Source organism: Pseudomonas sp. PDM22 (genome assembly GCF_014851965.1).
Classification (GTDB): Bacteria; Pseudomonadota; Gammaproteobacteria; order Pseudomonadales; family Pseudomonadaceae; genus Pseudomonas.
Window position 1 is genome coordinate 36,439 of the sequence record NZ_JACVAR010000006.1, and the last position, 22,828, is coordinate 59,266.

Below are 22,828 nucleotides of genomic sequence, written 5' to 3' on the forward strand. Positions count from 1 at the left end.
GCTGTCACGTCCCAGGGAGAAGGCTGATGCAAGGCCATGCCGAGGTTATCGATTATCTCAACACGCTGCTGACTGGTGAGCTGGCCGCTCGCGACCAGTACTTCATCCATTCGCGCATGTACGAGGACTGGGGCTTCACCAAGCTCTACGAGCGCCTCAACCATGAAATGGAAGAGGAAACCCAGCACGCCGACGCCCTGCTGCGTCGCATCCTGCTGCTCGAAGGCACTCCGCGCATGCGCCCGGACGACATCCACCCGGGCAAGACCGTGCCGGAGATGCTGGAAGCCGACCTCAAGCTGGAGCGTCACGTACGCGCCGCCCTGGCCAAGGGCATCGCCCTGTGCGAGAAGCACAAGGACTTCGTCACCCGCGACATCCTGCGCGTGCAGCTTACCGATACCGAGGAAGACCACGCCTACTGGCTGGAGCAGCAGCTCGGTCTGATCCAGAAGATGGGCCTGGAGAACTATCTGCAGTCGCAGATCTGATGTGCATCTTGCAGGAGCGCGCGAGGCGCGCTGATCGCGGGCATGACCCGCTCCTGCAATAGCCCAAAGAAAAGCCCCTGCGCCGTTCGGCAGCAGGGGCTTTTTCATGCCGGTGCGGATCAGGCCCGATCGCGCTCCAGCAGTGGCTTGAGGAAGTGCCCGGTGTGCGACACCGCCAGCTCCGCGACCTGCTCCGGTGTGCCGGTGGCGATGATCTGGCCGCCCTTGGAGCCGCCCTCGGGACCGAGGTCGACCAGCCAGTCGGCAGTCTTGATCACATCCAGGTTGTGCTCGATGACCACCACCGTGTTGCCGTGGTCGCGCAGGCGGTGCAGCACGTCGAGCAGTTGCTGGATATCCGCGAAGTGCAGGCCGGTGGTCGGCTCGTCGAGGATGTACAGGGTCTTGCCGGTATCGCGCTTGGACAACTCGCGGGACAGCTTCACCCGTTGCGCCTCACCACCGGACAGCGTGGTCGCGCTCTGGCCGAGCTTGATGTACGACAGGCCGACGTCCATCAGTGTCTGCAGCTTGCGGGCGATGGCCGGCACGGCGTCGAAGAACGCTCGGGCGTCCTCGATGGTCATGTCCAGCACTTCGGTGATGCTCTTGCCCTTGTAGCGGACTTCCAGGGTCTCGCGGTTGTAGCGCTTGCCCTTGCAGACGTCGCAGGGGACGTAGATGTCCGGCAGGAAGTGCATTTCCACCTTGATCACGCCGTCGCCCTGGCAGGCCTCGCAGCGGCCTCCCTTGACGTTGAACGAGAAACGCCCCGGACCGTAGCCGCGCGAGCGGGCTTCCGGCACGCCGGCGAACAGCTCGCGGATCGGCGTGAACAGCCCGGTGTAGGTCGCCGGGTTGGAGCGCGGGGTGCGGCCGATCGGGCTCTGGTCGATGTCCACCACCTTGTCCAGGTGCTGCAGGCCGTCGAACGAATCGTAGGGCGCGACCTCCAGCGTGGTGGCGCCGTTGAGCGCGGTGGCGGTGATCGGGAACAGGGTGTTGTTGATCAGCGTCGACTTGCCCGAGCCGGACACGCCGGTGATGCAGGTGAACAGGCCGACCGGGATTTCCAGGTTGACGTTCTGCAGGTTGTTGCCGCGCGCGCCCTTGAGCTTGAGCAATTGCTTCTTGTTGCGCGGAGTGCGCTCGGCGGGCACGACGATCTTGGTGCGGCCGGACAGGTAGGCGCCGGTGACCGAGTCCGGATGGTCCATGACCTGTTGCGGTGTGCCCTCGGCGACGATCTGTCCGCCGTGCACACCGGCGCCGGGTCCGATGTCGACGACATAGTCGGCGAGGCGGATGGCGTCCTCGTCGTGCTCGACCACGATCACCGTGTTGCCCAGGTTGCGCAGGTGGGTGAGGGTGCCCAGCAGGCGCTCGTTGTCACGCTGGTGCAGGCCGATGGAAGGCTCGTCGAGGATGTACATGACGCCCACCAGGCCGGCGCCGATCTGGCTCGCCAGGCGGATGCGCTGGGCCTCGCCGCCGGACAGGGTGTCGGCGCTGCGGTCCAGGGTCAGGTAGTCGAGGCCGACGTTGACCAGGAACTGCAGGCGCTCGCGAATCTCCTTGAGGATCTTCGAGGCGATCTCGCCGCGGCGGCCGGTCAGGGTCAGGCTCTCGGCGTACTCACAGGCAGTGCCCACTGGCATCGAGGTGATCGCCGGCAGGGTCTTGTCGCCCACCCACACATGACGTGCCTCGCGGCGCAGGCGGGTGCCGTGGCAGTCCGGGCAGGGCTGGGTGCTGAGGAACTTGGCCAGCTCCTCGCGCACGGTGGCCGACTCGGTCTCGCGGTAGCGGCGCTCCAGGTTCGGCAGGATGCCCTCGAACGGGTGCGCGCGCTTGACGATGTCGCCACGGTCGTTGAGGTAGCGGAACTCGACATTCTCGCGGCCGGAGCCGTTGAGGATGAACTTCTGGTGGTCCGGGTCGAGGTCCTGGAAGGGTTCTTCCAGGCTGAAGCCGAAGTGCCCGGCCAGCGAGCCGAGCATCTGGAAGTAGTAGACGTTGCGTCGGTCCCAGCCACGGATCGCGCCCTCGGCCAGGGTCAGCTCGCCGTTGACCACCCGGCGCGCGTCGAAGAACTGCTTCACGCCCAGGCCGTCGCAGGTCGGGCAGGCGCCGGCCGGGTTGTTGAAGGAGAACAGCTTGGGTTCCAGCTCGCTGATGGAATGGCCGCAGATCGGGCAGGCGAAGCGGGCGGAGAAGATCATCTCTTCGCCTTCTTCATCGTCCATCGGCGCCACGAGCGCGATGCCATCTGCCAGGTTGATCGCCGTCTCGAAGGATTCCGCCAGGCGCTGCTGCAGGTCGCCACGCACCTTGAAGCGGTCGACCACGATGTCGATGGAGTGCTTGAGCTTCTTGTCCAGCTTGGGCACTTCATCCAGTTCGTAGAGCTTGCCGTCGACGCGGGCACGGACGAAGCCCTGGGCGCGCATCTCCTCGAACACCGCCAGGTGCTCGCCCTTGCGCTCGCGGATCACCGGAGCCAGCAGCATCAGCTTGCGGCCTTCGGGCAGCGCCAGCACCTGGTCGACCATCTGGCTGACGGTCTGCGCTTCCAGCGGGATGTCGTGGTCCGGGCAGCGCGGAATACCCACGCGTGCATAGAGCAGGCGCAGGTAGTCGTAGATCTCGGTGATGGTGCCCACGGTGGAACGCGGGTTGTGGGAGGTGGATTTCTGCTCGATGGAAATCGCCGGCGACAGGCCTTCGATGGTGTCGACATCAGGCTTTTCCATCATCGAGAGGAACTGCCGGGCATAGGCCGACAGGGATTCCACGTAGCGGCGCTGGCCTTCGGCGTAGAGCGTGTCGAAGGCCAGGGAAGATTTGCCGGAACCGGACAGGCCGGTGATCACGATCAGCTTGTCGCGCGGCAGGGTCAGGTCGATGTTCTTCAGGTTGTGGGTACGTGCCCCACGGATGAGGATCTTGTCCACTGCGGCCTCGCATGGCGGGCGAAAACTATCGATTATACGGGGCGTTTCCGGCACGCGGCAAAGTAGCGCGTGTGTGCCCTTGGACCGTTGGGCTGGTAGAATGCGCGGCTATTTTTCGGCGTTGGCGACAACCGGCCCTGCAAGGCCCGGATGGCGCGATGCCACGGGGGCAATCCAGCGCATTCCCGTTTTTTGTCTTTTCATGAGGGGCTTATGCACGATTCCCACACTGAGCGCATGAGTGGCACCGAAACCCGCGCGGCCGCCGGCCTGTCCCTGGTCTTCGCGTTCCGCATGCTCGGCATGTTCATGGTCCTGCCGGTGCTCGCCACCTACGGCCAGGACCTGGCCGGCGCCACCCCGGCACTGATCGGCCTGGCCATCGGCGCCTACGGCCTGACCCAGGCGATCCTGCAGATTCCGCTGGGCACTCTGTCTGACCGCATCGGCCGCCGACCGATCATCGTCGTCGGCCTGCTGGTGTTCGCCGCCGGTGCCGCGCTGGCGGCCAACGCCGATTCCATCTGGGGCATCATTGCCGGTCGCGTCCTGCAGGGCGCCGGGGCGATCTCCGCGGCGGTGATGGCGATGCTTTCCGACCTCACCCGCGAGCAGCACCGCACCAAGGCCATGGCGATGATCGGCATGAGCATCGGCGTGTCCTTCGCCGTGGCGATGGTCGCAGGCCCGGTGCTGACCCACTGGTTCGGCCTGCACGGCCTGTTCTGGTTCACCGCCGGCATGGCGCTCGTGGGCATGCTGATCATCCTGTTCTTCGTGCCGACCCCCGACCACCGCATGCAGCACCGCGAGTCGAGCGTGGCCAAGCAGTCGCTGCTGCCAACCCTGAAGAACGGCGAACTGCTGCGTCTGGACGCCGGCATCCTGGTCCTGCACGCCATCCTCATGGCCAGCTTCGTCGCACTGCCGCTGGCGCTGGTGGAGCGCGCCGGGCTGCCCAAGGAAGAACACTGGTGGGTCTACCTGACCGCGCTGCTGGTGGGCTTCTTCGGCATGGTCCCGTTCATCATCTACGCCGAGAAGAAGCGTCAGATGAAACGCGTGCTGACCGGTGCCGTGGCGACCCTGATGCTCTGCGAACTGTTCTTCTGGGAGTTCGGCAACAGCCTCAAGGAACTGGTGTTCGGCATCATCGTCTACTTCACCGCGTTCAACCTGCTGGAGGCCTCGCTGCCTTCGCTGGTGAGCAAGGTTTCGCCCGCCGGCGGCAAGGGCACGGCGATGGGCGTGTACTCCACCAGCCAGTTCCTAGGCGCCGCCGTGGGCGGCATCCTGGGCGGCTGGATGTTCCAGCACGGCGGGCTCGACGGGGTGTTCATCGGCTGCGCGGTGCTGGCTGCCATCTGGCTGGCGATTGCTGTTACCATGCGCGAACCGCCTTATGTAACGAGTATTCGCCTGCCTCTTTCCGCTGAGGCGCTGCGCGATGCTTCGTTGGCTGAGCGTTTCAAGGCATTGCCCGGTGTGAGCGATGTGATGGTGGTCGCTGAAGAAGCGGCCGCTTATGTCAAAGTGGATTCCCAACAAGTTGATCGCACGTCCCTCGAGCGCCTCGCCGGCGCCGAGCAGGCGACGTGCTGAAGCCTTTAGGAGAGCGTCATGGCCCGTGGGGTTAACAAAGTCATTCTGGTCGGTAACGTTGGTGGCGATCCGGAAACCCGCTACATGCCCAACGGCAACGCGGTGACCAACGTCACCCTGGCCACCAGCGAGAGCTGGAAGGACAAGCAGACCGGCCAGCAGCAGGAGCGTACCGAGTGGCACCGCGTGGTGTTCTTCGGTCGCCTGGCGGAAATCGTCGCCGAGTACGTGCGCAAGGGTTCGCAGATCTACGTCGAAGGCAGCCTGCGTACCCGCAAGTGGCAGGGTCAGGACGGCCAGGACAAGTACACCACCGAAATCGTGGTCGACATCAACGGCAACATGCAGCTGCTGGGCGGCCGTCCGGGCGCTGGTGGTGACGACGCTCCGCGCGCTCCCCGTGAGCCGCAACAGCAGCGTCCGCAGCAGGCCCAGCGCCCTGCGCCGCAGCAACAGTCCCAGCCCGCGCCGCAACCGGCTCCGGACTACGACAGCTTCGACGACGACATTCCGTTCTAACCCGAACGGATCGTCACCAAGAGCGCAGCCTTCGAGCTGCGCTTTTGCGTTTTTGGAACGCTCGTTTTGGCGAATCTCTGCAACGGTCTTTCTCGGAAGCGAGTATTTAATTAGCTAGCTAATTAAATGATTCTGGCATTGCCTTGATGTACGGCAAAACCGGAGAAGAAAAGACATGAGCATTACAGTGACCGAGCGTGACGACGACCATAAATCCCGCGAGTTCCGCGCCCACGGCGGGCGTTGCTGGGATGTGCACCAGGAAGGCCAACTGGTCGGGATCTTCCACACCGAAGGCGAGGCGCAAGCCTATCGCGCCTCCCTGGAGCTGGAGGCGCGCTACCGCCACGCGGCGGAGTTCTAACCCCGGTTTAAGCAAAAGGCCCCGTCGAACCGGGGCCTTTGGCTGTCTGCCGCTCAGTGCGGCCGTTTGCGCAAGTGATGCGCCGGAATGCCGATCAGCAGGATCAGCGCGCCGATGGCCAGGGTCGCTGCAATCACATCGAAGGCCAGGTACAGATTGCCGGTGGCGGTCTTGATCGCGCCGACCATGATCTGGCTGATCACACCCGCCAGGCCGCCGATGGCGCTGATCACTGCAATGCCGCCGGCTGCCCGGGCAGGGCTGAGCAGGGCCGGTGGAATGGTCCAGAACAGCGAGAGGGCGGACATCGCCGTTGCTGCGCCGAGGGTCATCAGGGCCACCGAGAGCAGCAGGTGACCCTGGGCGAAACCGAGCAGGAAGAAACTGATGGCGCTGACCAGCATGGTCGCGCCGACGTGCCAGCGGCGTTCCTGGCGCTTGTCCGAGCTGCGACCGAGCAGGTACATGCCGACGATACCCACTGCGTACGGCAGGCTGGCGAGCAGTCCGATGGACTTGAGGTCCTCGATGCCAAAGCCGCGGATCAGTGTCGGCATCCAGTACGACACGGTGTTCGAACCGCTGTAGACGCAGAAGAACACCAGGCCGGCGATATACACCCGCGGGTCGCGCAGCACATCGAGGAAGCGGCCGTGTTCGCCGGATTTCGCCGGCTCGCTGGACAGTGCCGCCTCCAGGCGATCCTTCTCCTCGTCGCTCAGCCAGTTCGCCTCGCGTGGGCGGTCGGCCAGCCAGTACCAGCCGAACACCCCCAGCAGTATCGCGGGGATGCCTTCGAGGACGAACAGCACCTGCCAGTCGCGCAGGCCCATCCAGCCGTGGAAGTGGGTCATGATCCAGCCGGCCAGCGGGCCGCTGGTGATGCCGGCGACCATGGCCGACATGATGAATACGGCGGTGATCCGGCCCCGCAGTTCGCTGGGGAACCAGTACGTGAGGTAGAGAATGACGCCAGGGAAGAACCCGGCTTCAGCGACGCCCAGGAAGAACCGCGCGACGATCAGTTGATTGGCAGTGGTGACGAAGGCGGTGGCCACCGTGACGATGCCCCACAGCACCATGATCCGTGTCAGCGTGGCGCGGGCTCCGGCACGCTGCATGTACAGATTGCTGGGTACCTCGAAGAGGATGTAGCCCAGGTAGAAGATGCCGGCGCCGATCCCGTAGGCGGCCTCGCTCAGGGCGATGTCTTCGGCCATGCGCAGCTTGGCGAAGGAAATGTTGAGGCGGTCGATGGCGTTGATCGCGTAGGCAAGCACCAGGAAGGGCAGCAGGCGCCAGATGACCTTGCGATAAAGCGCGCGGCTGGATGTCATCTGCTCGGCCAGAGGGGACGAGATCGTCTCGAGACTTTGACTCATGAGGGCTCCTGCTGGCTTGGCCAGGTTGTTCTTGTTGTGCGAGAGCGCGGACAGGAGGGCGAGCATAGAGCGATGCTGGTCCAGCAGTGCCCACCCGAAGGGGGGATATGGCTGGCTGCATATGTAAGAGGAAGTTGCAGAGGGCATGCGCCGTCTGCAACTGGGTGGCTTGCAATCAGAACTGGTAGTTCACCGTCGCGGTGACGTTGCGCTTCTCGCCGAAGTAGCAGAAGTCCAGGCTGTAGCAGGACGCCACGTAGTCCTTGTCCAGCAGGTTGTTGGCGTTGAGGCTGACGTCCAGGCCCTTCAGGCCGACGCGGGACAGGTCGTAGCCGATGCGCGCATCCACCAGGGTGTAGTCCGGTACACGCAGGGTGTTTTCCTTGTCCGCCCAGGTCTCGCCGACGTAGCGGGCGCCGCCGCCGAGGGTCAGGCCGTCCAGCGGGCCGGCGTTGAAACCGTAGTCGGCCCACAGCGAGGCCATGTGCTTGGGCGCCTGGTTCGGGGTATGGCCCTGGTTGCCGTCCAGGGATTTCGTGTAGGTGATGTCGGTGTAGGTGTAGCTGCCGAGTACCTTGAGGTTGTCGGTGATCTGGGTGTGGGCCTCCAGCTCCAGGCCCTGGGAGCGCACTTCACCCACGGAGGTGTAGAAGTTGTCCTGCGGCTCCTTCGACGCGACGTTTTCCTGGGTGATGTGGAAGAGCGACGCGGTGTACAGGCTGCGGCTGCCCTCGGGCTGGAATTTCAGGCCGGCTTCCCACTGCTTGCCCTCGGTCGGTTCCAGCGGCGTGCCGGACTGGTCGGAGTAAGCGTTGGGGTTGAACGACTCGGAGTAGCTGATGTACGGCGCGATGCCGTTGTCGAACAGGTACAGCGCGCCGATGCGTCCGGTGAATTTCTTCCAGTCGTCGTCGGTCTTGCTGCTGCTGCTGCGGTTCTTGTCCTCGACCGTCACCCAGTCCTCGCGCATGCCGAGGGAGAAACGCCAGTTGTCGATGTCGATCAGGTCCTGCAGGTAGACGCCGGTCTGCTCCAGGCGACGGGTGTGGTTGTCGTCCGGGTAGTAGCTGATGGCGTCGTTGCCATAGTGCGGGTCGAACGCGTCCAGCGGCTGCGCCGAGCCGGAGCGCCAGTCCACGGTGGTGCGGCGGCGCTGGTAGTCCAGCCCCATCAGCAGGGTGTGCTTGGCCGCGCCAGTGCTGAACTCGGCCTGCGCCATGTTATCCACGATATACGCCTGCAGGTGCTCGCGGGCGCCGGAGAAGTAGCGGTTCAGGGTGTTCTCGTCCGGCGCTGTCCAGCCGTAGGCGTAGACCTGCGAGAGATCGACGTCGGAATCCAGGTAGCGGAAGTTCTGCCGTGCGGTCCACACGTCGTCGAAACGGTGTTCCAGCTGGTAGCCGAACATGCGCTGCGTACGGTCGAAGTCGTCCTTGCTCGGCTCGCCGTCGAAGAACTCGCGGGAGATCTTCTGGCCGTTGTGGTGGAACAGCGCGCCGTCCGCCGGCACACCGCCGTGGTAGCCGCCGTTCGGGTCGTGCTGCAGGTAACCCTGCAGGGTCAGGGTGGTGTCGTCGGTGAAGTCGATGGCCAGGGTCGGGGCGATGGCGTAGCGCTCCTCCTTGACGTGGTCGAACTGGGTGTCCGAACCCTTGCCCAGGCCGACCAGGCGGTAGGCGATGCGCTTCTCCTCATCCAGCGGGCCGCTGAAGTCGAAGCCCATTTCCTTCTGGCCCATGTTGCCCACGGTGCCGGTAATCTGGTGGTAGTCCTCGTACAGCGGCTTTTTGCTGGTCAGCGCCACCAGGCCGCCGGGCAGGCTGCGGCCGTAGAGCACCGAGGAGGGGCCCTTTAGCACGTCGATGCGTTCGAGGAAGTACGGATCGATCTGCATCGAGCTGAAGGTGCCGCTGTCGCCCATGGCCTTCAGGCCGTCGAGGTAGATGTTGTCCACGCTGTTGTCGGCGAAGCCGCGCATGACGATGTAGTCATAGCGGTTCGAGGCGCCGACCTGGCCGGTGAAGATGCCGGGGGTGTAGCGGATCGCCTGCTGTACGGTCTTGGAGGCGGTGTCGTCGATCTGCTCGCGGGTGATCACCGAGACGCTCTGGCTGGTTTCCAGCAGGGACTTGGAGGTCTTGGTGGCGATCTGGCTGTGGGTCGCCAGGTAGCCGTCTGCCTCGCCCAGCGCGTTGCCGAGGGCGAACACTTCGCTGGACGGCATGGCCAGCACGTCGCTCGGCGCGGCGGCGCGCAGCACGTAGTTGCCGTCGCCCTGGTCGGCGGCTTCCAGCGGAGTGTCGGCCAGCAGGCGCGACAAGCCCTGATCCACCGAGTAGGTACCGTTCAGCCCGGCCGAGTTCAGGCCGCGGGTCTGCTCCGGCGTGGCCGACAGAGTGATGCCGGCTTCGCGGGCGAAGCTGTTCAGCACCTCGTCCAGCGGTCCGGCCGGAATCGCGTAGGCGCGACTGCTGGTGATGGCGGCAGCGTCTGCGGCGAAGGCGCTCAGCGGCAGGCTGGCTCCCAGGCTGGCGCACAGCAGCGCGCCGCGCACGGCATGGGCCAGCCGGCTGGCGCGGGGCAGGGCGGAGGAGGGCATCGGGAGGTGGACGGCTGGCATGCTGGGGCTTCCGTGGACGAAGGAAATGATCGGGTTATTCCTCCTTGCCGATCCGGTCGGCGAAACCCGACAAAAATAATTCTCGTTTGAGAAATAAAACTGTTTGGCGCTGACTTGCAGGAACGAGCCACGTCCGCGATCGCGCCCATAGGGTGCCCCTACAGATGCAATTGACCGTCAGCCCCGCGCGCTCACCGTCACCCACCAGTCCGTGCGTTTCTCCACCCGCACCGGCAGGGTCTGCGGCAACAGGGCCAGCAGCTTGTCGGTGTCGTCCAGGCGGAATACGCCGGACAGTCGCAGGTCGGCCACGCTGGCATCGCAATGCAGATGCCCGTGACGGTAGCGGCCGATCTCGGCGAGGAAGTCCGCCAGGCGCATGTCGCGGGTGACGATCAGGCCGTCGGCCCAGGCGGCGCTGTCCATGTTGCTGCGTTCGGCCAGCAGCGCGCTGTCGCCATTGATCTCGTAGGACTGCCCGGCTTCGGCGATGGTGGTGGTCTGGCCGCGTACGCGCGGGGCGATGGCCACCGAACCTTCCTCGACACTCAGGCGCGTGGAGCGCTCGTCCTGGCGCAGCACGAAGCGGGTGCCCAGGGCCTCGAACAGGCCGTCGCGATTGCGCACCCGCAATGGGCGCGCGGCGTCCTTCGCGGTGCTGACGAGAATCTCGCCGCGCTCCAGCACCAGCAGGCGCTGGCGCGGATCGAAGCGCACGTTCACTGCGCTGTCGGTGTTCAGTTGCAGCAGGCTGCCATCGGCCAGGGTGAAGCGCCGGCGCTCGCCGGTGGTGGTGCTGTAGTCGGCCATCCAGCGTTGCCAGGGCGCGATGTCGCGCGCCAGCCACAGCGCGGAGGCGCCGATGGCGAAGGTCGAGAGCAGCTTGAGCGCCTGGCGCCGCTGCAGGCGCTGGCTGGTGTTTTCCAGCGTCTCCAGCGCCACGCGAGCGCCAGGCACGGCCTGGTAGCCGGCGGCCAGTTCGCTGTTCAGCGCCTGCACCCGCAGCCAGGCGGTTTCGTGTTCGGGGCTGGCCTGGCGCCAGTGCTCGCAGGCGCTGAGCAACTCAGGATCGGCATTGCCGCTCAGGCGCAGGGTCCACTGGATGGCCTGCTTCACCACCCGCGGATCGGGCGTGGCGCTGGCGCCGCTCACTCGGCGTACCGCAGCTGGTAGCAGTGGAACAGCGCTTCGGCGATGTAGCGCTCCACCGAGCGTACCGAGACGCCCAGCTCTTCGGCGATCCGCGCGTGGGGCATGCCCTCGCACTGGGCCAGCAGGAAGGCGCTGCGCACCTTCGGCTTGAGGCCGTCGAGCAGGCGGGCGATGTTCTCCAGCAGCTGGAGGATGGTGTGCCGGTCTTCTGCCGACGGCACCTGCGCTTCCGGCAGATGGGCGATGGAGTCGAGGTAGGCGCGCTCCAGCTCCTGGCGACGCCAGTGGTCGATCACCAGACCGCGGGCGACGGTGCGCAGGAAGGCGCGCGGGGTATGCAGTTCGACGCGCTCGGGCCTGAGCAATACGCGCAGGAAAGTGTCCTGGGCCAGATCGGCGGCATCGGCGGCGTTGCCCAGCCGGCCGCGAAGCCAGTTGTGCAGCCAGCCGTGATGGTCGCTGTAGAGCGACTGGACGTCGAAGGTCGAGGACATGGGCGCGCAAAGGTTGCAAATGATAATTTATCGCATTTTCAACAAGGCGATGGCCATTTGCAAGATGTGTCTGAAGCTCCGGTGTTTCCTGTAGGAGCGGGCCATGCCCGCGATCACGCCCGTGGGGCGCTCCTACAGGTCTACGCAGTTCGTAGGATGGGTGGAGCTTGCGATACCCATCAGCCTGGCTGCCAGGCCATCGATGGGTATCGCTTCGCTCCACGCCATCCTACGCGGACGCCAACGGGAGATTTCGCTGTGTGCGGTAGGACTGTCAGTGGTACCAACGCGGCGTATACACCCAGTCGCCACCGCCAGCGCGGGGGAAGCGCCGGGTCAGGGACGAGCCGATGATCACCAGGGTGCGCATGTCGACCATCTCCGGCACCAGCTCGCCGAGGGTGACGACGCGCAGCGCCTCGGCCGGGCGGCCGATGTCGCGGCCGAGCACCACCAGAGTTTCCGGCGTGCGGTGGCGGCGGACGATCTCCAGTGCGCGCCCCAGCTGCCAGGGCCTGGCTTTGGAGATCGGGTTGTAGAAGGCCATGGCCAGGTCGGCGGCGCCGGCATGGTCGAGACGCTTCTCGATGGTGTCCCAGGGCTTGAGGTTGTCCGACAGGGAAATCAGACAGAAATCATGCCCCAGCGGGGCACCGGCCTTGGCGGCAGCCGCCAGCGCGGCGGACACGCCCGGCAGCACCTCCAGCTCCACACCATGCCAATGCGGGTCGCTGCTCTCGTGCAGGGCTTCCATCACGGCGGCGGCCATGGCGAACACGCCGGGGTCACCGGAGGAAATCACCACCACGCGCCGGCCGCTGGCGGCCAGTTCGAAGGCATGACGGGCGCGCTGCATTTCCTCGCGGTTGTCGGTGCAGTGGCGCACCTGGTCGTCGCGCAACGGCTCGGCCATCTTCACGTAGGTTTCGTAGCCGAGCAGGTCCTGGGCTTCGTCCAGCGCGCGACGTACGGCGGGAATCATGAAGTCGCTGGCGCCGGGGCCCAGACCGATCACGCTGAGTCGCCCGCGCGGCTGACCAATGCCTTGGGCTTCAGCTGGCGCGGCGGCGCGGTGCAGGTGGAAGGAGTCACCCTGCAGCACCGCTGGCGGCAGTTCGTCGTCGCTGTGGATGAACCGCAGTGGTACACCCAGCTCGCCAGCGGCCTCGGCCAGCGCCGGGTCGGCCATGCGGCAGCGCGGCGCCACCAGCGCGGCCAGCGACGCCTCGGCCAGCCCGGCCTGTGCAAGGCCCTGGCGGATGCGCTCGGGCAGCTGCGAATCCACCAGGGTGACGTGGGCGAGAACGAGGCGCGGATGGATACGCAGCTCGTTCTGTGCGATGCCCTCGGCGCGGACGTCGATGCGCAGGGTGTGCGCGGCGTCGTCGGCCAGCGGCAGGTCCAGTTCCTCCAGCCAGGGCGCGTCGCCCTCAATGCGCAGGGTGTCGCCGCCCAGCAGGTCGGAGACGAAGCGCTTGCCCTGTTCGATATCCGCCAGCGCATAGCCCGGTGGCGGGTCGAGCAGGCAGGCACCGAAACGCAGCTCGCCGCTGGTGGTGATGGCGGGCGCCACTTCCAGTGCGGCGGCCATCTCGCGGGCCATGCGGTTCACCCCGCCGAGCCCGCCGAGCAGCGGTACCACGGCGCTGCCGTCTTCGGCGACGGCCAGCACTGGCGGCTCAGCGCCTTTCTCGACCAGCAGTGCCGCGAGGGTGCGAATGACGATGCCGGCCGCGCACAGGGCGATGATCGCGGTGTCGTCGCGGTAAAGCTGGCGCAGGGTCTCGCCGAAGTTTGCGTAGGACTCATCGGCGCCTTCGACGCGGTCCTTCAGGCCCAGCACGCGCGCCTGTGGATAAATCCCCTGCAGGCGTCGCGCCGTGGCTAGCGCCCCCTGGCCGAGAATGACGATGGCAGCGCGCATCAGCCGTTCCACCGCTGGCCGGGGATGACGATCATCGAGAAGTACGGTGAGGCCATCGGGTCCACGTCGTCCAGCGCGACGATGCGCTGCTCGCGCATGGTTGCGCGCTCGACGTAGTGGGCGCCGCCGTCACGGCCCAGCTCGCGCAGCACGCGGCGAACCTTGTCGAAGTTGCGGCCGAGCTTCATCACCACCGCCGCATCGGCGTCGGCCAGGCGACGCTTGAGCTCGTCCTCCGGCAGCACGCCGGACAGCACCGACAGGCTCTGGTTGCGATACACCAGCGGCACGCCGAGCACCGCCGCGCTGCCGAGCATCGAGCAGACGCCGGGTACGACTTCGGTGTCATACCGTTCCGAAAGACGGTCATGCAGGTACATGTAGGAACCGTAGAAGAACGGGTCGCCCTCGCAGATCACCGCCACGTCGCGGCCGGCATCCAGGTGCATCGCCACCTGCTCGGCGGCGGTGTCATAGAAGTCGCTGATCACGCCTTCGTAGGTCAGCGGTGGCTCCAGCTTCTCGGTGGTCACCGGGTAGACCAGCGGCAGGCGTTGCTGCTCATCGAGCAGGTGCTGCTCGATGATGGCGAAGGCGTTGCCGCCCTGGCCGGCGTGGTGCTTGGCCTTGGCCACGAAGTAGCCGATCACCGGGGACGCGCGCAGCAGGCGCAGGGCCTTGAGGGTCAGCAGTTCCGGGTCGCCCGGGCCGACGCCCAGGCCGATCAGGCGGCCGGTCATCACTCCACCTCCGTGGCCAGGGCGTTCACTGCGGCGGCGGCCATCGCGCTGCCGCCACGGCGGCCTCGGACAATCACGTAGGGCACGCCACGGCTGTCGGCGGCGAGGGCGTCCTTGGACTCCATGGCGCCGACGAAGCCCACCGGGAAGCCGAGGATCAGCGCCGGTTTCGGTGCGCCGGCATCGAGCATTTCCAGCAGGTAGAAGAGCGCGGTCGGCGCGTTGCCGATCACCACCACGCTGCCTTCCAGGTGCTCGCGCCAGTGCTCCAGCGCCACCGCGGAGCGGGTATTGCCCCGCTCGCGGGCGAGGTCGGGCACGTCCGCATTGTTGAGGGTGCAGATCACCTCGTTGTGTGCCGGCAGGCGCGCGCGGGTGATGCCCTCGGCGACCATCCGCGCATCGCAGAGGATCGGCGCGCCAGCGGCCAGCGCCGCACGGCCAATGGCTCCGGCGCCGGCGGAGAAGTGCAGGTCCTGCACGACGTCGACCATGCCGCAGGCGTGGATCACCCGCACGGCGAGTTTCTCGAGGTCCGCGGGGATGCCGGACAGATCGGCTTCGGCGCGAATAGTGGCGAAGGACTGGCGGTAGATCGCCTGGCCGTCGCGAATGTAATCAAGCATCGGTGAGGGCTCCGGGTGCGGCCAGCAGGTCGCCGGCGGCATCGAGGGAAAGGTTGCGCGCCAATGGCTGGCCGAAGCCGGCCACGCCATCGGCGCGACGGAACAGGTCATAGCGGCCGTCGGCGACGGCCAGCAGGGTGTAGGGGGCGACGTGGGCGGCGGCGCAGGAGCGCGGGCAGCCACACAGGTGCACGCCGGCCGGCGATGCGTGGCGCAGGCGTTCGGCCAGACGCAGGGCATCGGCCTTGGTGTCGGCCAGCCCGCGAGCGCAACCGCTGGAGCCGCTGCACGCGACCAGGCGCGACAGCGGCTGTGCGGCGTCGATCACCAGGCCGAGGTTGGCCAGCGCGCCGAGTACGACAGCGGCATCGGTTTGTGCCACGTCAGGGAGGAGCAGGCTTTGCCAGGGGGTCAGACGCAGCTGTCCGCCGTTGAAGCGCTCGGCAAGGTCCGCGAGGCCGAGCAGGGTGGTGCTGTCGAGTCGTCCGAGGACGAATCCCGCACCGACCATGGCGCGTTGCGGCTGGTGCTGGGGATGAATCCCGAGATGGCCGAAAGCCTGTGGTGCAGGACGTCGCCAGTTATCCACAAGCGCCCCGTGTTGCAGCGGGAAGGGCAGGCGTTGCTGCAGGCGTTCCAGCAGCACTTCATCACGAAGCATCTCGCGCAGGTGGCGCATGCGCGTCTGGCCGTCGCCGGCGAGGTCGAGGAACAGGTGCAGCAGGGCTTCCACCAACTGCGGCACCTGCCCGGCGGACACGGCGGCGAGGGCCGGGCGATCGCTCTCGCGCTGCGGCGGGCAACCGGCCAGGCCGAAGGCGAACAGCGGCGCCGCATCGTCGGACAGGGCCGACAGCCAGAGATCGTTGGGGTGCTCCAGCATCGCCAGCGCTTCGCCGGCGTCCAGCTGGATGCCGAACTTGGGTGACAGGGTGTGGAAGCGCGGGGTGCGCTCCAGCAGGTCGAGCAGCTGGCGGGCCAGCGGGCTCGCATCGAAAGCGCTGCCGGTGCCCAGGCCCATTGCCGGGCTGACCAGCAGGTTGCGCACGTCGTCCGACGCCAGTTCGCGCGGGCCGAGGCCGGCGGCCAGCAGTTCCCGGCTCAGCGCATTTTCGGCACCGGCATGCACGCCGCGAATCTGCAGGTTGGCGCGGTTGGTCGCTTCCAGCACGCCGTCGGCATGTCGTTCGGCAGCCAGGGCGATGGCGCGCGCGGCGTTGGCGTCGAGTTGCCCGCAGGGCAGCTTGATGCGGCAGATGCCGCCATCGCGGGAGGCCACGATACGCAGCAGGCCGGGACAGGCATGCGGACGGACGGGCAGAGCTGAGGAGTCTTGCACTGAGGTCACCAGGGCTGGGTCGCGGTGACCTGCGAATCCCCCAAAGGGGACTTCACGACACCGATACACCCCGCTCGATGTCTGCACGCGCGACTGGTTTCGTCGGCAGGTCTCCTGGCTGGCAGGTCCTCATCCAGCGCGGCCTTCCCGGTTGCCCAGTGGCCTGGCCGGCGGCACGGAACGTCGTTCTCGTGTCGCCGCATTGCGCGGACTCGCTGCTTACAGTTGCGGGGGCAGCCACGGCTTAACCGTGTTCCCTCTTCGGCTCTGAGAAACCTCACCGCAAAAGGCGAAGCGTCCTACGAGCACCGACGAAGCGGGTATTATGCCTGCTTTGCCCGAGGTCAGGAAAAGCCTGCCCGTCGGATCGATCGTCGCACCTTCGAGGACATTTCATGACGCCCTGGCTGACCATCGTCGGCATCGGCGAGGACGGCTATGCCGGCCTCGGCAAGGCCGCGCGCCGCGCGCTGCTCGCTGCCAGCGAAGTGATTGGCGCGCCACGCCAGCTGGAGTTGCTGCCGCATTGCCTGGGCGCCCGTCGTCAGGCCTGGCCGAGCCCGTTCAGCCTGGAACCGGTGCTGCGCCGGCGCGGCGAGCCGACCTGTGTGCTGGCAAGCGGTGACCCGATGCTGTTTGGCGTCGGCGCGAGCCTTGCCCGTCAGATTCCGTCCGAGGAAATGCTCGTGCTTTCCGCGCCGTCTTCCGCCTCGCTCGCCGCCGCACGGATGGGCTGGGCGTTACAGGATTGCACGCTGCTGTCGCTGGTGGCGCGCCCATTGGCGGCACTCAACGCGCAGATCCACGACGGCGCGAAGCTGTTGATCCTCAGCAACGATGGTGACAGCCCGGCGGCCATTGCTGCGCTGCTGCGCGAACGGGGTTTCGGCGCGAGTCGCCTCAGCGTGCTGGAGCACCTGGGCGGCGAGTTGGAGCGACGCATCGACGGGCTTGCCAGCGACTGGTCGCCGAGCGAGACCGCTGCGCTCAACCTGGTGGCTGTGCAGTGCGTAGCCGGTTTCGACGCGGTGCGTCTGCCGCTGACCGTCGGCCTGCCGGACGATGCCTACCGCCATGACGGCCAGCTGACCAAGCGCGACGTGCGCGCCGTGACCCTGGCGCGGCTAGCGCCGAAGCCGGGCGAGCTGCTGTGGGACGTTGGCGCCGGTTGCGGCTCCATCGGCATCGAGTGGATGCGCGCACATCCGAGCTGCCGCACGCTGGCCATCGAAGCCAACGACGGGCGCCAGGAACATATTCGCTTCAACCGCGACGCCCTCGGCGTGCCGGCGCTGCAACTTGTCTGCGGCGCCGCGCCGGAAGCCTTGCAGGGGCTGGAGCGCCCCGACGCGATCTTCATCGGCGGCGGCGTAACCCTGCCCGGCGTGTTCGAGCAATGCTGGGAGCAACTCAGGCCCGGCGGCCGGCTGGTCGCCAACGCCGTCACCCTGCAGAGCGAGTCCATGCTGCTGAGCTGGCGCGCGCGCATCGGTGGTGAGCTGACCCGCCTGTTGGTGTCCCAGGCCCAGCCGCTCGGCGGTTTCGATACCTGGCGCGCGGCGTTGCCGATCACCCTGCTGGAAGTGCGCAAGCCCCTGGCCGACTGACGATGCGCGAAGAAACTTCCGAAGAGCCCCGTCCGCTACGCAGTGGCTACACCACCGGCAGCTGCGCCACCGCCACCAGCCTGGCGGCGGCGCGCCTGCTGCTGACCGGCGAGGCGCTGGATGCGGCGCAGATCGCCCTGCCCAAAGAGCGCAGCGCGACCCTGCGCCTGGAGTTCTGCCGGCTCACTGCCAACGGCGCCGAAGCCGGCACGCTGAAGGATGCCGGCGACGACCCGGACGTGACCCACGGTGCGCTGGTTTTCGCCCGTGTCGTTCTGACTGCCGAACCGGGCGTGCGCTTCCACGCAGGAGAAGGCGTCGGCACCGTCACCAAGCCGGGGCTGGTGCTGGCGGTGGGTGAGCCGGCGATCAACCCGGTGCCGCGGCAGATGATGCAGGGCAACCTCGCTGCGCTGGCGGCCGAGTGCGGCTACGCCGGGGGCTTCGACGTCACGATCAACATCGAGGGCGGCGCCGAGCTGGCGCTCAAGACCATGAACCCACGCCTGGGCATCCTCGGTGGCCTGTCGATCCTCGGCACCACCGGCATCGTCCGGCCGTTTTCCTGCTCGGCGTATATCGCCTCGATCCAGCAGGGCATTGACGTCGCCCGCGCCAACGGCTTCCGCCATCTCGCCGCCTGCACCGGCAACGCGAGCGAGGACGCCATGCGCCGTCGCTATGGCTTCGACGACACCGCGCTGATCGAGATGGGCGACTTCGCCGGCGCCGCGCTCAAGCACCTGCGCAAGGTGCCGGTGGAGCGCTTCAGCGTCTGCGGCGGCTTCGGCAAGATCAGCAAGCTCGCCGCCGGCCACATGGACCTGCACAGCCGTCATTCCAGCATCGACCTGCCACAACTGGCCGAGTGGGCGGCGGAAATCGGCGCGACGGCGGACCTGCAACAACGCATGCGTGAGGCCAACACCAGCCAGCAGGCGCTGGCCCTGTGCCGCGCCGAGGGCATCGCCCTCGGTGACGTCGTCTGCGCACGCGCGCTGGCCTTTGCCCGGCGCATCGTGCCCCTGGAAGTGACGCTGGAAGTCTTCGCCATCGACCGTCAGGGCAATCTGGTGGGCGAGGCGCTGGAGGGGCGATGAAACGGGTCCTCCTGCTGGGCGGTATTGGCGAGGCGCTGGCCATTGCGCGCCGTCTTGGGCCTCGGCACCTGTACAGCCTCGCCGGCCTCGGCAAGGTGCCGGACGACCTCGCCTGTGAGGTGCGGGTGGGTGGTTACGGCGGCGCCGAAGGCCTGGCGGACTTCATCCGCGAACGTGGTTTCGACCTGCTGCTCGACGCTACCCATCCCTACGCCGCGCAGATCAGTGCCAATGCCGCCCGCGCCGCACAACTGGCTGGCGTGCCCTGCTGGGCGCTGCGTCGCCCCGGTTGGCAGGCGGGCGCCGCTGACGACTGGCGCGAGGTGGCCGGCTGGTCGGCACTGATCTCGGTGCTGGAGGATTTTCGCCGCCCGCTTTTCACGATGGGCCGCGAGCCGCTGGAGCACCTTGAGGAAATTCCTGAGCATCAACACTGGACCGTGCGTTGCCTGCAAAGCCTGCCCGGCAACGCGCGCGCCGAAGTGCTCGGCGCGCGGGGGCCGTTCACCCTCGAGGGCGAGCGTGAGTTGTTCACCCGTCTTGGCACCGACGTACTGGTCAGCAAGAACAGTGGCAGCCAGGCCACCGAACCGAAGCTGCAGGTCGCCCGCGAGCGCGGTGTGCCGGTGCTGATCCTGGCGCGGCCGGAACTGCCGGAAGTGGACCGGCAGTTCGGCAGTGTCGAGGCGCTCTGGCTGGCGCTGGAGCCCCTCGCAGCCGATTGACGGAACGTCCTGCGCTGCGGGCGTTCACAGCTTCGTAGCGATTCGCGGGCAAGCTCGCGGTTGCGTCAAGACCGCGCTTCTCCGCCGCCCCGCCAGCCTCTATGCTGGGCCCCGGTTTTCACAGGGAGTGACACCATGCTGCGAATCCTCGGCCGCGCCTCATCGATCAACGTGCGCAAGGTGCTCTGGACCTGCGCCGAACTGAACCTGCCCTATGAACGCGAAGACTGGGGCACGGGCTTCCGCTCCACCGCCTCGGCGGAGTTCATCGCACTCAACCCCAACGCCATGGTGCCGGTTCTGGTCGACGGCGACTTCGTGCTCTGGGAATCCAACGCCATCTGCAGCTACCTCGCTACCCAGTACCCGCTCGACGAGTTGCTGCCGACCCGGCCGCGCGAGCGAGCCCTGGTGGAACAGTGGATGGGCTGGCAGGCCACCGAGCTGAACAACGCCTGGCGCTATGTGTTCATGGCTCGGGTGCGCAACAGTCCGAGCCATACCGACGAATCCTCCATCGCCCTGAGCGAGGCGCAGTGGAACCACGGCATGGTCCTGCTGGACCGCCAGTTGGCGCATACGGGAGCATTCGTCACCGGCGCCTGTTTCAGCCTCGCCGATGTCGTGCTCGGCCTGTCGGTGAACCGCTGGTACCTGACGCCCATGCAGCGCCCCGATCTACCCGCGGTGGCGGCCTACTACGAGCGATTGAGCGAGCGGCCGGGGTTCCTGTTGCATGGGCGCAATGGCGAGCCTTGAGCGAGTTGCGGCACTACTTGGCCCAGGGGCTGTTCTTCATTCGCGCGAAGTTCTTCCTGGCGCTCCACAGCACAACCACAGGTTCGCCGGCACGATTGGTCTCCGTGGCAGTGAGAAGCCCGTACTGTGTTTTCCAGACCACCAGGTTGTTGCCCGACGGGTCCAGGCCGAAATCGCCGAACCTGGATTCGGGCAGGCGCCTGGCGTTTTCCTGCCACCTGCCCAAGTAGTCTCGAAGAGGCTCGAATGAACTGGGCGGAAACAGAAAGCGCACATGGTTCAGGCGCTCCTTCTTGAAGAAGAACACCACCTGGCTGGCAGGTATTTCGGCGAAGGCCGAGCTGATCGGCGCCAGGCAAAGATAGTCGTCGTTACGAATGCGCTCCCGTGGTCCGAGATCGCCGTAGCATTTCAGGCGATAGCCCTGGCTCGTGTAGTGATTGATGATTTCGCTCTGGCTTTGCGAGGAAATCTGCCCGGGCGTTTCCATGAAGCCGGGGGCATCGGTCGGGACTACCACGGGCGCCAGAATCTGTGCGTCGGCTGTCGAAGCCTGGTGGCGGTCATACGCGAAGTAGGCGAGGGCCGTGGCCAGGCCTGCCAGCAGTAGTGCACGTGTCTGCATGAAGAGTTCTTTCCTTGAACGTGAGCGTGACCGATCCTTCGGCGGCCCACTTTATCCAGATCGGCTCACAGGTGACAGTGGCGCGCTTATCGATCTATGCCGGGTACCTCGGCGACTCTGCGGTATTCCGCTCCCAGCTCTTGTGCGAGTCCGTGTGCCCGCCCCAGCCGCACGGCTCCACCCTCGATATCCACCAGCACTGTCGGGCAGTTCAGCGGCTGCAGCGCCGGCCAGTCGCGCAGGCGGCCGTCAGTCAGCACCAGCAGGCGCTGACTCTCGCCCGGCTTCTGTCGCTGGCGCTGGTCCAGCCATTCGCTCGCTTGCTGCAGCGCCTCGATCAGCGGGGTGCCGCCGCCGGCACCGAGTTGCTCCAGCCATTCCTGCAATTGACTCGAAGCCTTCTGGCCCTGCCACAACCAGCGCGGTTGTGCGCCCGTGGCATGCAGCACGGCGAGGCGAGCGCGTTGCCGGTAGGCCTGTTCGAAGGTGTCGGCGAGCAGGCCCTTGGCCTGGGCGAGGGCGCCGTGGCGGCGGGTGCTGGCGGAGGCGTCGACTATCACCAGCCAGAGTTCGCCGGGCTGGCGGCTGCGGGCGCGCAGCACCAGGTCGGCGCGGCGTTGCGGGCGGCCGTTGCGCAGGCTGGCGGGCCAGTCGATGCGGGCGTGCGCGCCGGTGTGGCGGGCGCCGCTGCGGCCACCGGCGAGCTGGCCGGGTCGGGGGTTGGCATCCGCGCCTGGGGCCGGGCGCGGGCGGATGCTCAGGGCTTTTTTGGCCAGCCCGTCAGTTGCCGGCGTTCGCCCATGGCGACGCTCTGCGCGGGCAGCTCGCCCCATTGGCCTTCGCCGCTGGAGGCGTTGGATGGTGCCTGCGGTTGGCTCGAAGGTGACTGCGGTGGAGTGCTTGATTGCGGCGGCGCGTGGCGGCGGCGATGGGCGAGGGCGAAGTGCTCGACTGCATCGATGTCCTGCGCCTCGATGGCGCTGGCGCCGCGCCAGGCGGCGTGAGCGCGAGCCGCGCGCAGCCACACGAGGTCAGCACGCAAACCGTCGACGTCAGCGGCGTGGCAGCGCTCGGCGATGGTCTCCAGCGCGGCATCGTCCAGGGGAATCGCGGCCAACTGCTGGCGCGCGTCGCCGCAGCGTTGTTGCAGAGCCTGCTGCGCATCCAGCCAATGCGAGAGGAACGCTTGTGGGTCGGCGTCAAAGGCCAGCCGGCGGCGGACGATCTCGGCCCGCTCGCTCGGTGCGGGCGTTCCTTCCAGCTGCACCTTGAGGCCGAAGCGGTCCAGCAGTTGCGGGCGCAGCTCGCCTTCCTCGGGGTTCATCGTGCCGATCAGCACGAAGCGCGCCGGGTGGCTGTGGGACAGGCCGTCGCGTTCGATCAGGTTGACCCCGCTGGCGGCGACGTCGAGCAGCAGGTCGACGAGGTGGTCGGGCAGCAGGTTCACTTCATCCACATAAAGCACGCCGCCGTGGGCATGGGCCAGCACGCCGGGGGAGAACTGCGCGCGGCCTTGGCCGAGCGCCGCATCCAGGTCGAGGGTGCCGACGATGCGTTCCTCGCTGGCGCCCAGCGGCAGGGTGACGAAGCGCCCGCCGTCCAGCAGGTCGGCGACGCCGCGCGCCAGGGTGGACTTGGCCATGCCGCGCGGCCCTTCGATCAGCACGCCGCCGATGGCCGGGTCGATGGCTGCCAGGCACAGGGCCAGCTTCAGCTCATCGGCGCCGACGACGGCTGCCAGTGGGAAATGGGGAAGGGCGCTCATGGGGATTTCCTGCAGATTTCGTCCGTGCATGGTAGCGAAC

The 22,828-nt window shown here is 67.0% G+C and carries 20 protein-coding genes and 1 riboswitch; of the genes, 8 read left to right on the forward strand and 12 right to left on the reverse strand.

What is annotated here, in order from left to right:
• Nucleotides 1-26: 26 nt before the first annotated feature.
• On the forward strand, nucleotides 27-491 hold the full coding sequence (gene bfr / locus IB255_RS20790) for a bacterioferritin (protein ID WP_015475340.1): 465 nt from the start codon (nucleotides 27-29) through the stop codon (nucleotides 489-491).
• 119 nt (nucleotides 492-610) lie between these two features.
• Here the strand turns inward: bfr and uvrA are convergent, their stop codons facing one another.
• The gene (gene uvrA, locus IB255_RS20795) at nucleotides 611-3,445 is read right to left on the reverse strand and encodes an excinuclease ABC subunit UvrA (RefSeq protein WP_081517084.1); all 2,835 of its coding nucleotides are present in this window, start codon (nucleotides 3,443-3,445) and stop codon (nucleotides 611-613) included.
• A 213-nt stretch (nucleotides 3,446-3,658) separates the two neighbouring features.
• On the opposite strand from uvrA, the gene IB255_RS20800 reads away from it, so the two are divergent.
• From IB255_RS20800 to IB255_RS20810, 3 genes are all read left to right on the forward strand, one after another.
• On the forward strand, nucleotides 3,659-5,047 hold the full coding sequence (locus tag IB255_RS20800) for an MFS transporter (protein WP_151189264.1): 1,389 nt from the start codon (nucleotides 3,659-3,661) through the stop codon (nucleotides 5,045-5,047).
• Nucleotides 5,048-5,065: 18 nt separating this feature from the next.
• Nucleotides 5,066-5,566, forward strand: coding sequence for a single-stranded DNA-binding protein (ssb, locus tag IB255_RS20805; protein ID WP_081517086.1), 501 nt, complete (start codon nucleotides 5,066-5,068; stop codon nucleotides 5,564-5,566).
• A 175-nt stretch (nucleotides 5,567-5,741) separates the two neighbouring features.
• Nucleotides 5,742-5,930, forward strand: coding sequence for a hypothetical protein (locus tag IB255_RS20810; protein ID WP_081517087.1), 189 nt, complete (start codon nucleotides 5,742-5,744; stop codon nucleotides 5,928-5,930).
• Nucleotides 5,931-5,983: 53 nt separating this feature from the next.
• Here IB255_RS20810 and IB255_RS20815 read toward each other — a convergent pair whose 3' ends face one another.
• The 8 genes from IB255_RS20815 to cobG all read right to left on the reverse strand — a co-directional run bounded on the left by IB255_RS20815 (nucleotide 5,984) and on the right by cobG (nucleotide 16,216).
• Complete coding sequence (locus IB255_RS20815) at nucleotides 5,984-7,312, reverse strand: MFS transporter (RefSeq protein ID WP_192210811.1); 1,329 nt, start codon at nucleotides 7,310-7,312, stop codon at nucleotides 5,984-5,986.
• A 175-nt stretch (nucleotides 7,313-7,487) separates the two neighbouring features.
• Nucleotides 7,488-9,932 carry a TonB-dependent siderophore receptor gene (locus IB255_RS20820; RefSeq protein WP_192210812.1) on the reverse strand — a complete coding sequence of 815 codons (2,445 nt, stop codon included), beginning with the start codon at nucleotides 9,930-9,932 and terminating at the stop codon, nucleotides 7,488-7,490.
• A 177-nt stretch (nucleotides 9,933-10,109) separates the two neighbouring features.
• Entirely contained in the window at nucleotides 10,110-11,084 is a 975-nt protein-coding gene (locus IB255_RS20825; RefSeq protein ID WP_218189938.1) for a FecR domain-containing protein, read from the reverse strand.
• Complete coding sequence (locus IB255_RS20830) at nucleotides 11,081-11,578, reverse strand: sigma-70 family RNA polymerase sigma factor (RefSeq protein ID WP_081517089.1); 498 nt, start codon at nucleotides 11,576-11,578, stop codon at nucleotides 11,081-11,083. The genes IB255_RS20825 and IB255_RS20830 overlap by 4 nt, the downstream gene beginning before the upstream one ends.
• A 274-nt stretch (nucleotides 11,579-11,852) precedes the next feature.
• Nucleotides 11,853-13,502, reverse strand: coding sequence for a precorrin-3B C(17)-methyltransferase (gene cobJ / locus IB255_RS20835; protein ID WP_081517090.1), 1,650 nt, complete (start codon nucleotides 13,500-13,502; stop codon nucleotides 11,853-11,855).
• Complete coding sequence (locus tag IB255_RS20840; protein ID WP_081517091.1) at nucleotides 13,502-14,242, reverse strand: precorrin-2 C(20)-methyltransferase; 741 nt, start codon at nucleotides 14,240-14,242, stop codon at nucleotides 13,502-13,504. Before IB255_RS20840 ends, cobJ begins: the two co-directional genes overlap by 1 nt.
• Nucleotides 14,242-14,868 carry a precorrin-8X methylmutase gene (locus IB255_RS20845; RefSeq protein ID WP_081517092.1) on the reverse strand — a complete coding sequence of 209 codons (627 nt, stop codon included), beginning with the start codon at nucleotides 14,866-14,868 and terminating at the stop codon, nucleotides 14,242-14,244. Before IB255_RS20845 ends, IB255_RS20840 begins: the two co-directional genes overlap by 1 nt.
• A complete protein-coding gene (gene cobG, locus IB255_RS20850; RefSeq protein WP_412548128.1) occupies nucleotides 14,861-16,216 on the reverse strand; it encodes a precorrin-3B synthase in 1,356 nt (451 codons plus the stop codon). The genes IB255_RS20845 and cobG overlap by 8 nt, the downstream gene beginning before the upstream one ends.
• 77 nt (nucleotides 16,217-16,293) lie before the next feature.
• Nucleotides 16,294-16,534, reverse strand: a riboswitch (cobalamin riboswitch).
• Nucleotides 16,535-16,602: 68 nt separating this feature from the next.
• On the opposite strand from cobG, the gene cbiE reads away from it, so the two are divergent.
• The 4 genes from cbiE (at nucleotide 16,603) to IB255_RS20870 (ending at nucleotide 20,398) form a co-directional block, all read left to right on the forward strand.
• On the forward strand, nucleotides 16,603-17,814 hold the full coding sequence (gene cbiE, locus IB255_RS20855; RefSeq protein WP_081517094.1) for a precorrin-6y C5,15-methyltransferase (decarboxylating) subunit CbiE: 1,212 nt from the start codon (nucleotides 16,603-16,605) through the stop codon (nucleotides 17,812-17,814).
• Between the two features lie 2 nt (nucleotides 17,815-17,816).
• Nucleotides 17,817-18,914 (forward strand): cobalt-precorrin-5B (C(1))-methyltransferase, encoded by a 1,098-nt coding sequence (locus IB255_RS20860; RefSeq protein WP_081517095.1) that lies wholly within the window; start codon nucleotides 17,817-17,819, stop codon nucleotides 18,912-18,914.
• Entirely contained in the window at nucleotides 18,911-19,639 is a 729-nt protein-coding gene (locus IB255_RS20865; RefSeq protein ID WP_081517096.1) for a cobalt-precorrin-6A reductase, read from the forward strand. The genes IB255_RS20860 and IB255_RS20865 overlap by 4 nt, the downstream gene beginning before the upstream one ends.
• 135 nt (nucleotides 19,640-19,774) lie before the next feature.
• On the forward strand, nucleotides 19,775-20,398 hold the full coding sequence (locus tag IB255_RS20870; protein WP_081517097.1) for a glutathione S-transferase family protein: 624 nt from the start codon (nucleotides 19,775-19,777) through the stop codon (nucleotides 20,396-20,398).
• Nucleotides 20,399-20,411: 13 nt separating this feature from the next.
• Here IB255_RS20870 and IB255_RS20875 read toward each other — a convergent pair whose 3' ends face one another.
• From IB255_RS20875 to IB255_RS20885, 3 genes are all read right to left on the reverse strand, one after another.
• Nucleotides 20,412-21,023, reverse strand: a complete 612-nt coding sequence (locus tag IB255_RS20875; RefSeq protein ID WP_081517098.1) for a hypothetical protein — start codon at nucleotides 21,021-21,023, stop codon at nucleotides 20,412-20,414.
• 86 nt (nucleotides 21,024-21,109) lie between these two features.
• Entirely contained in the window at nucleotides 21,110-21,856 is a 747-nt protein-coding gene (locus tag IB255_RS20880; protein ID WP_139791514.1) for a vWA domain-containing protein, read from the reverse strand.
• Nucleotides 21,781-22,788 (reverse strand): ATP-binding protein, encoded by a 1,008-nt coding sequence (locus tag IB255_RS20885; protein ID WP_081517099.1) that lies wholly within the window; start codon nucleotides 22,786-22,788, stop codon nucleotides 21,781-21,783. Before IB255_RS20885 ends, IB255_RS20880 begins: the two co-directional genes overlap by 76 nt.
• Nucleotides 22,789-22,828 lie beyond the last annotated feature (40 nt).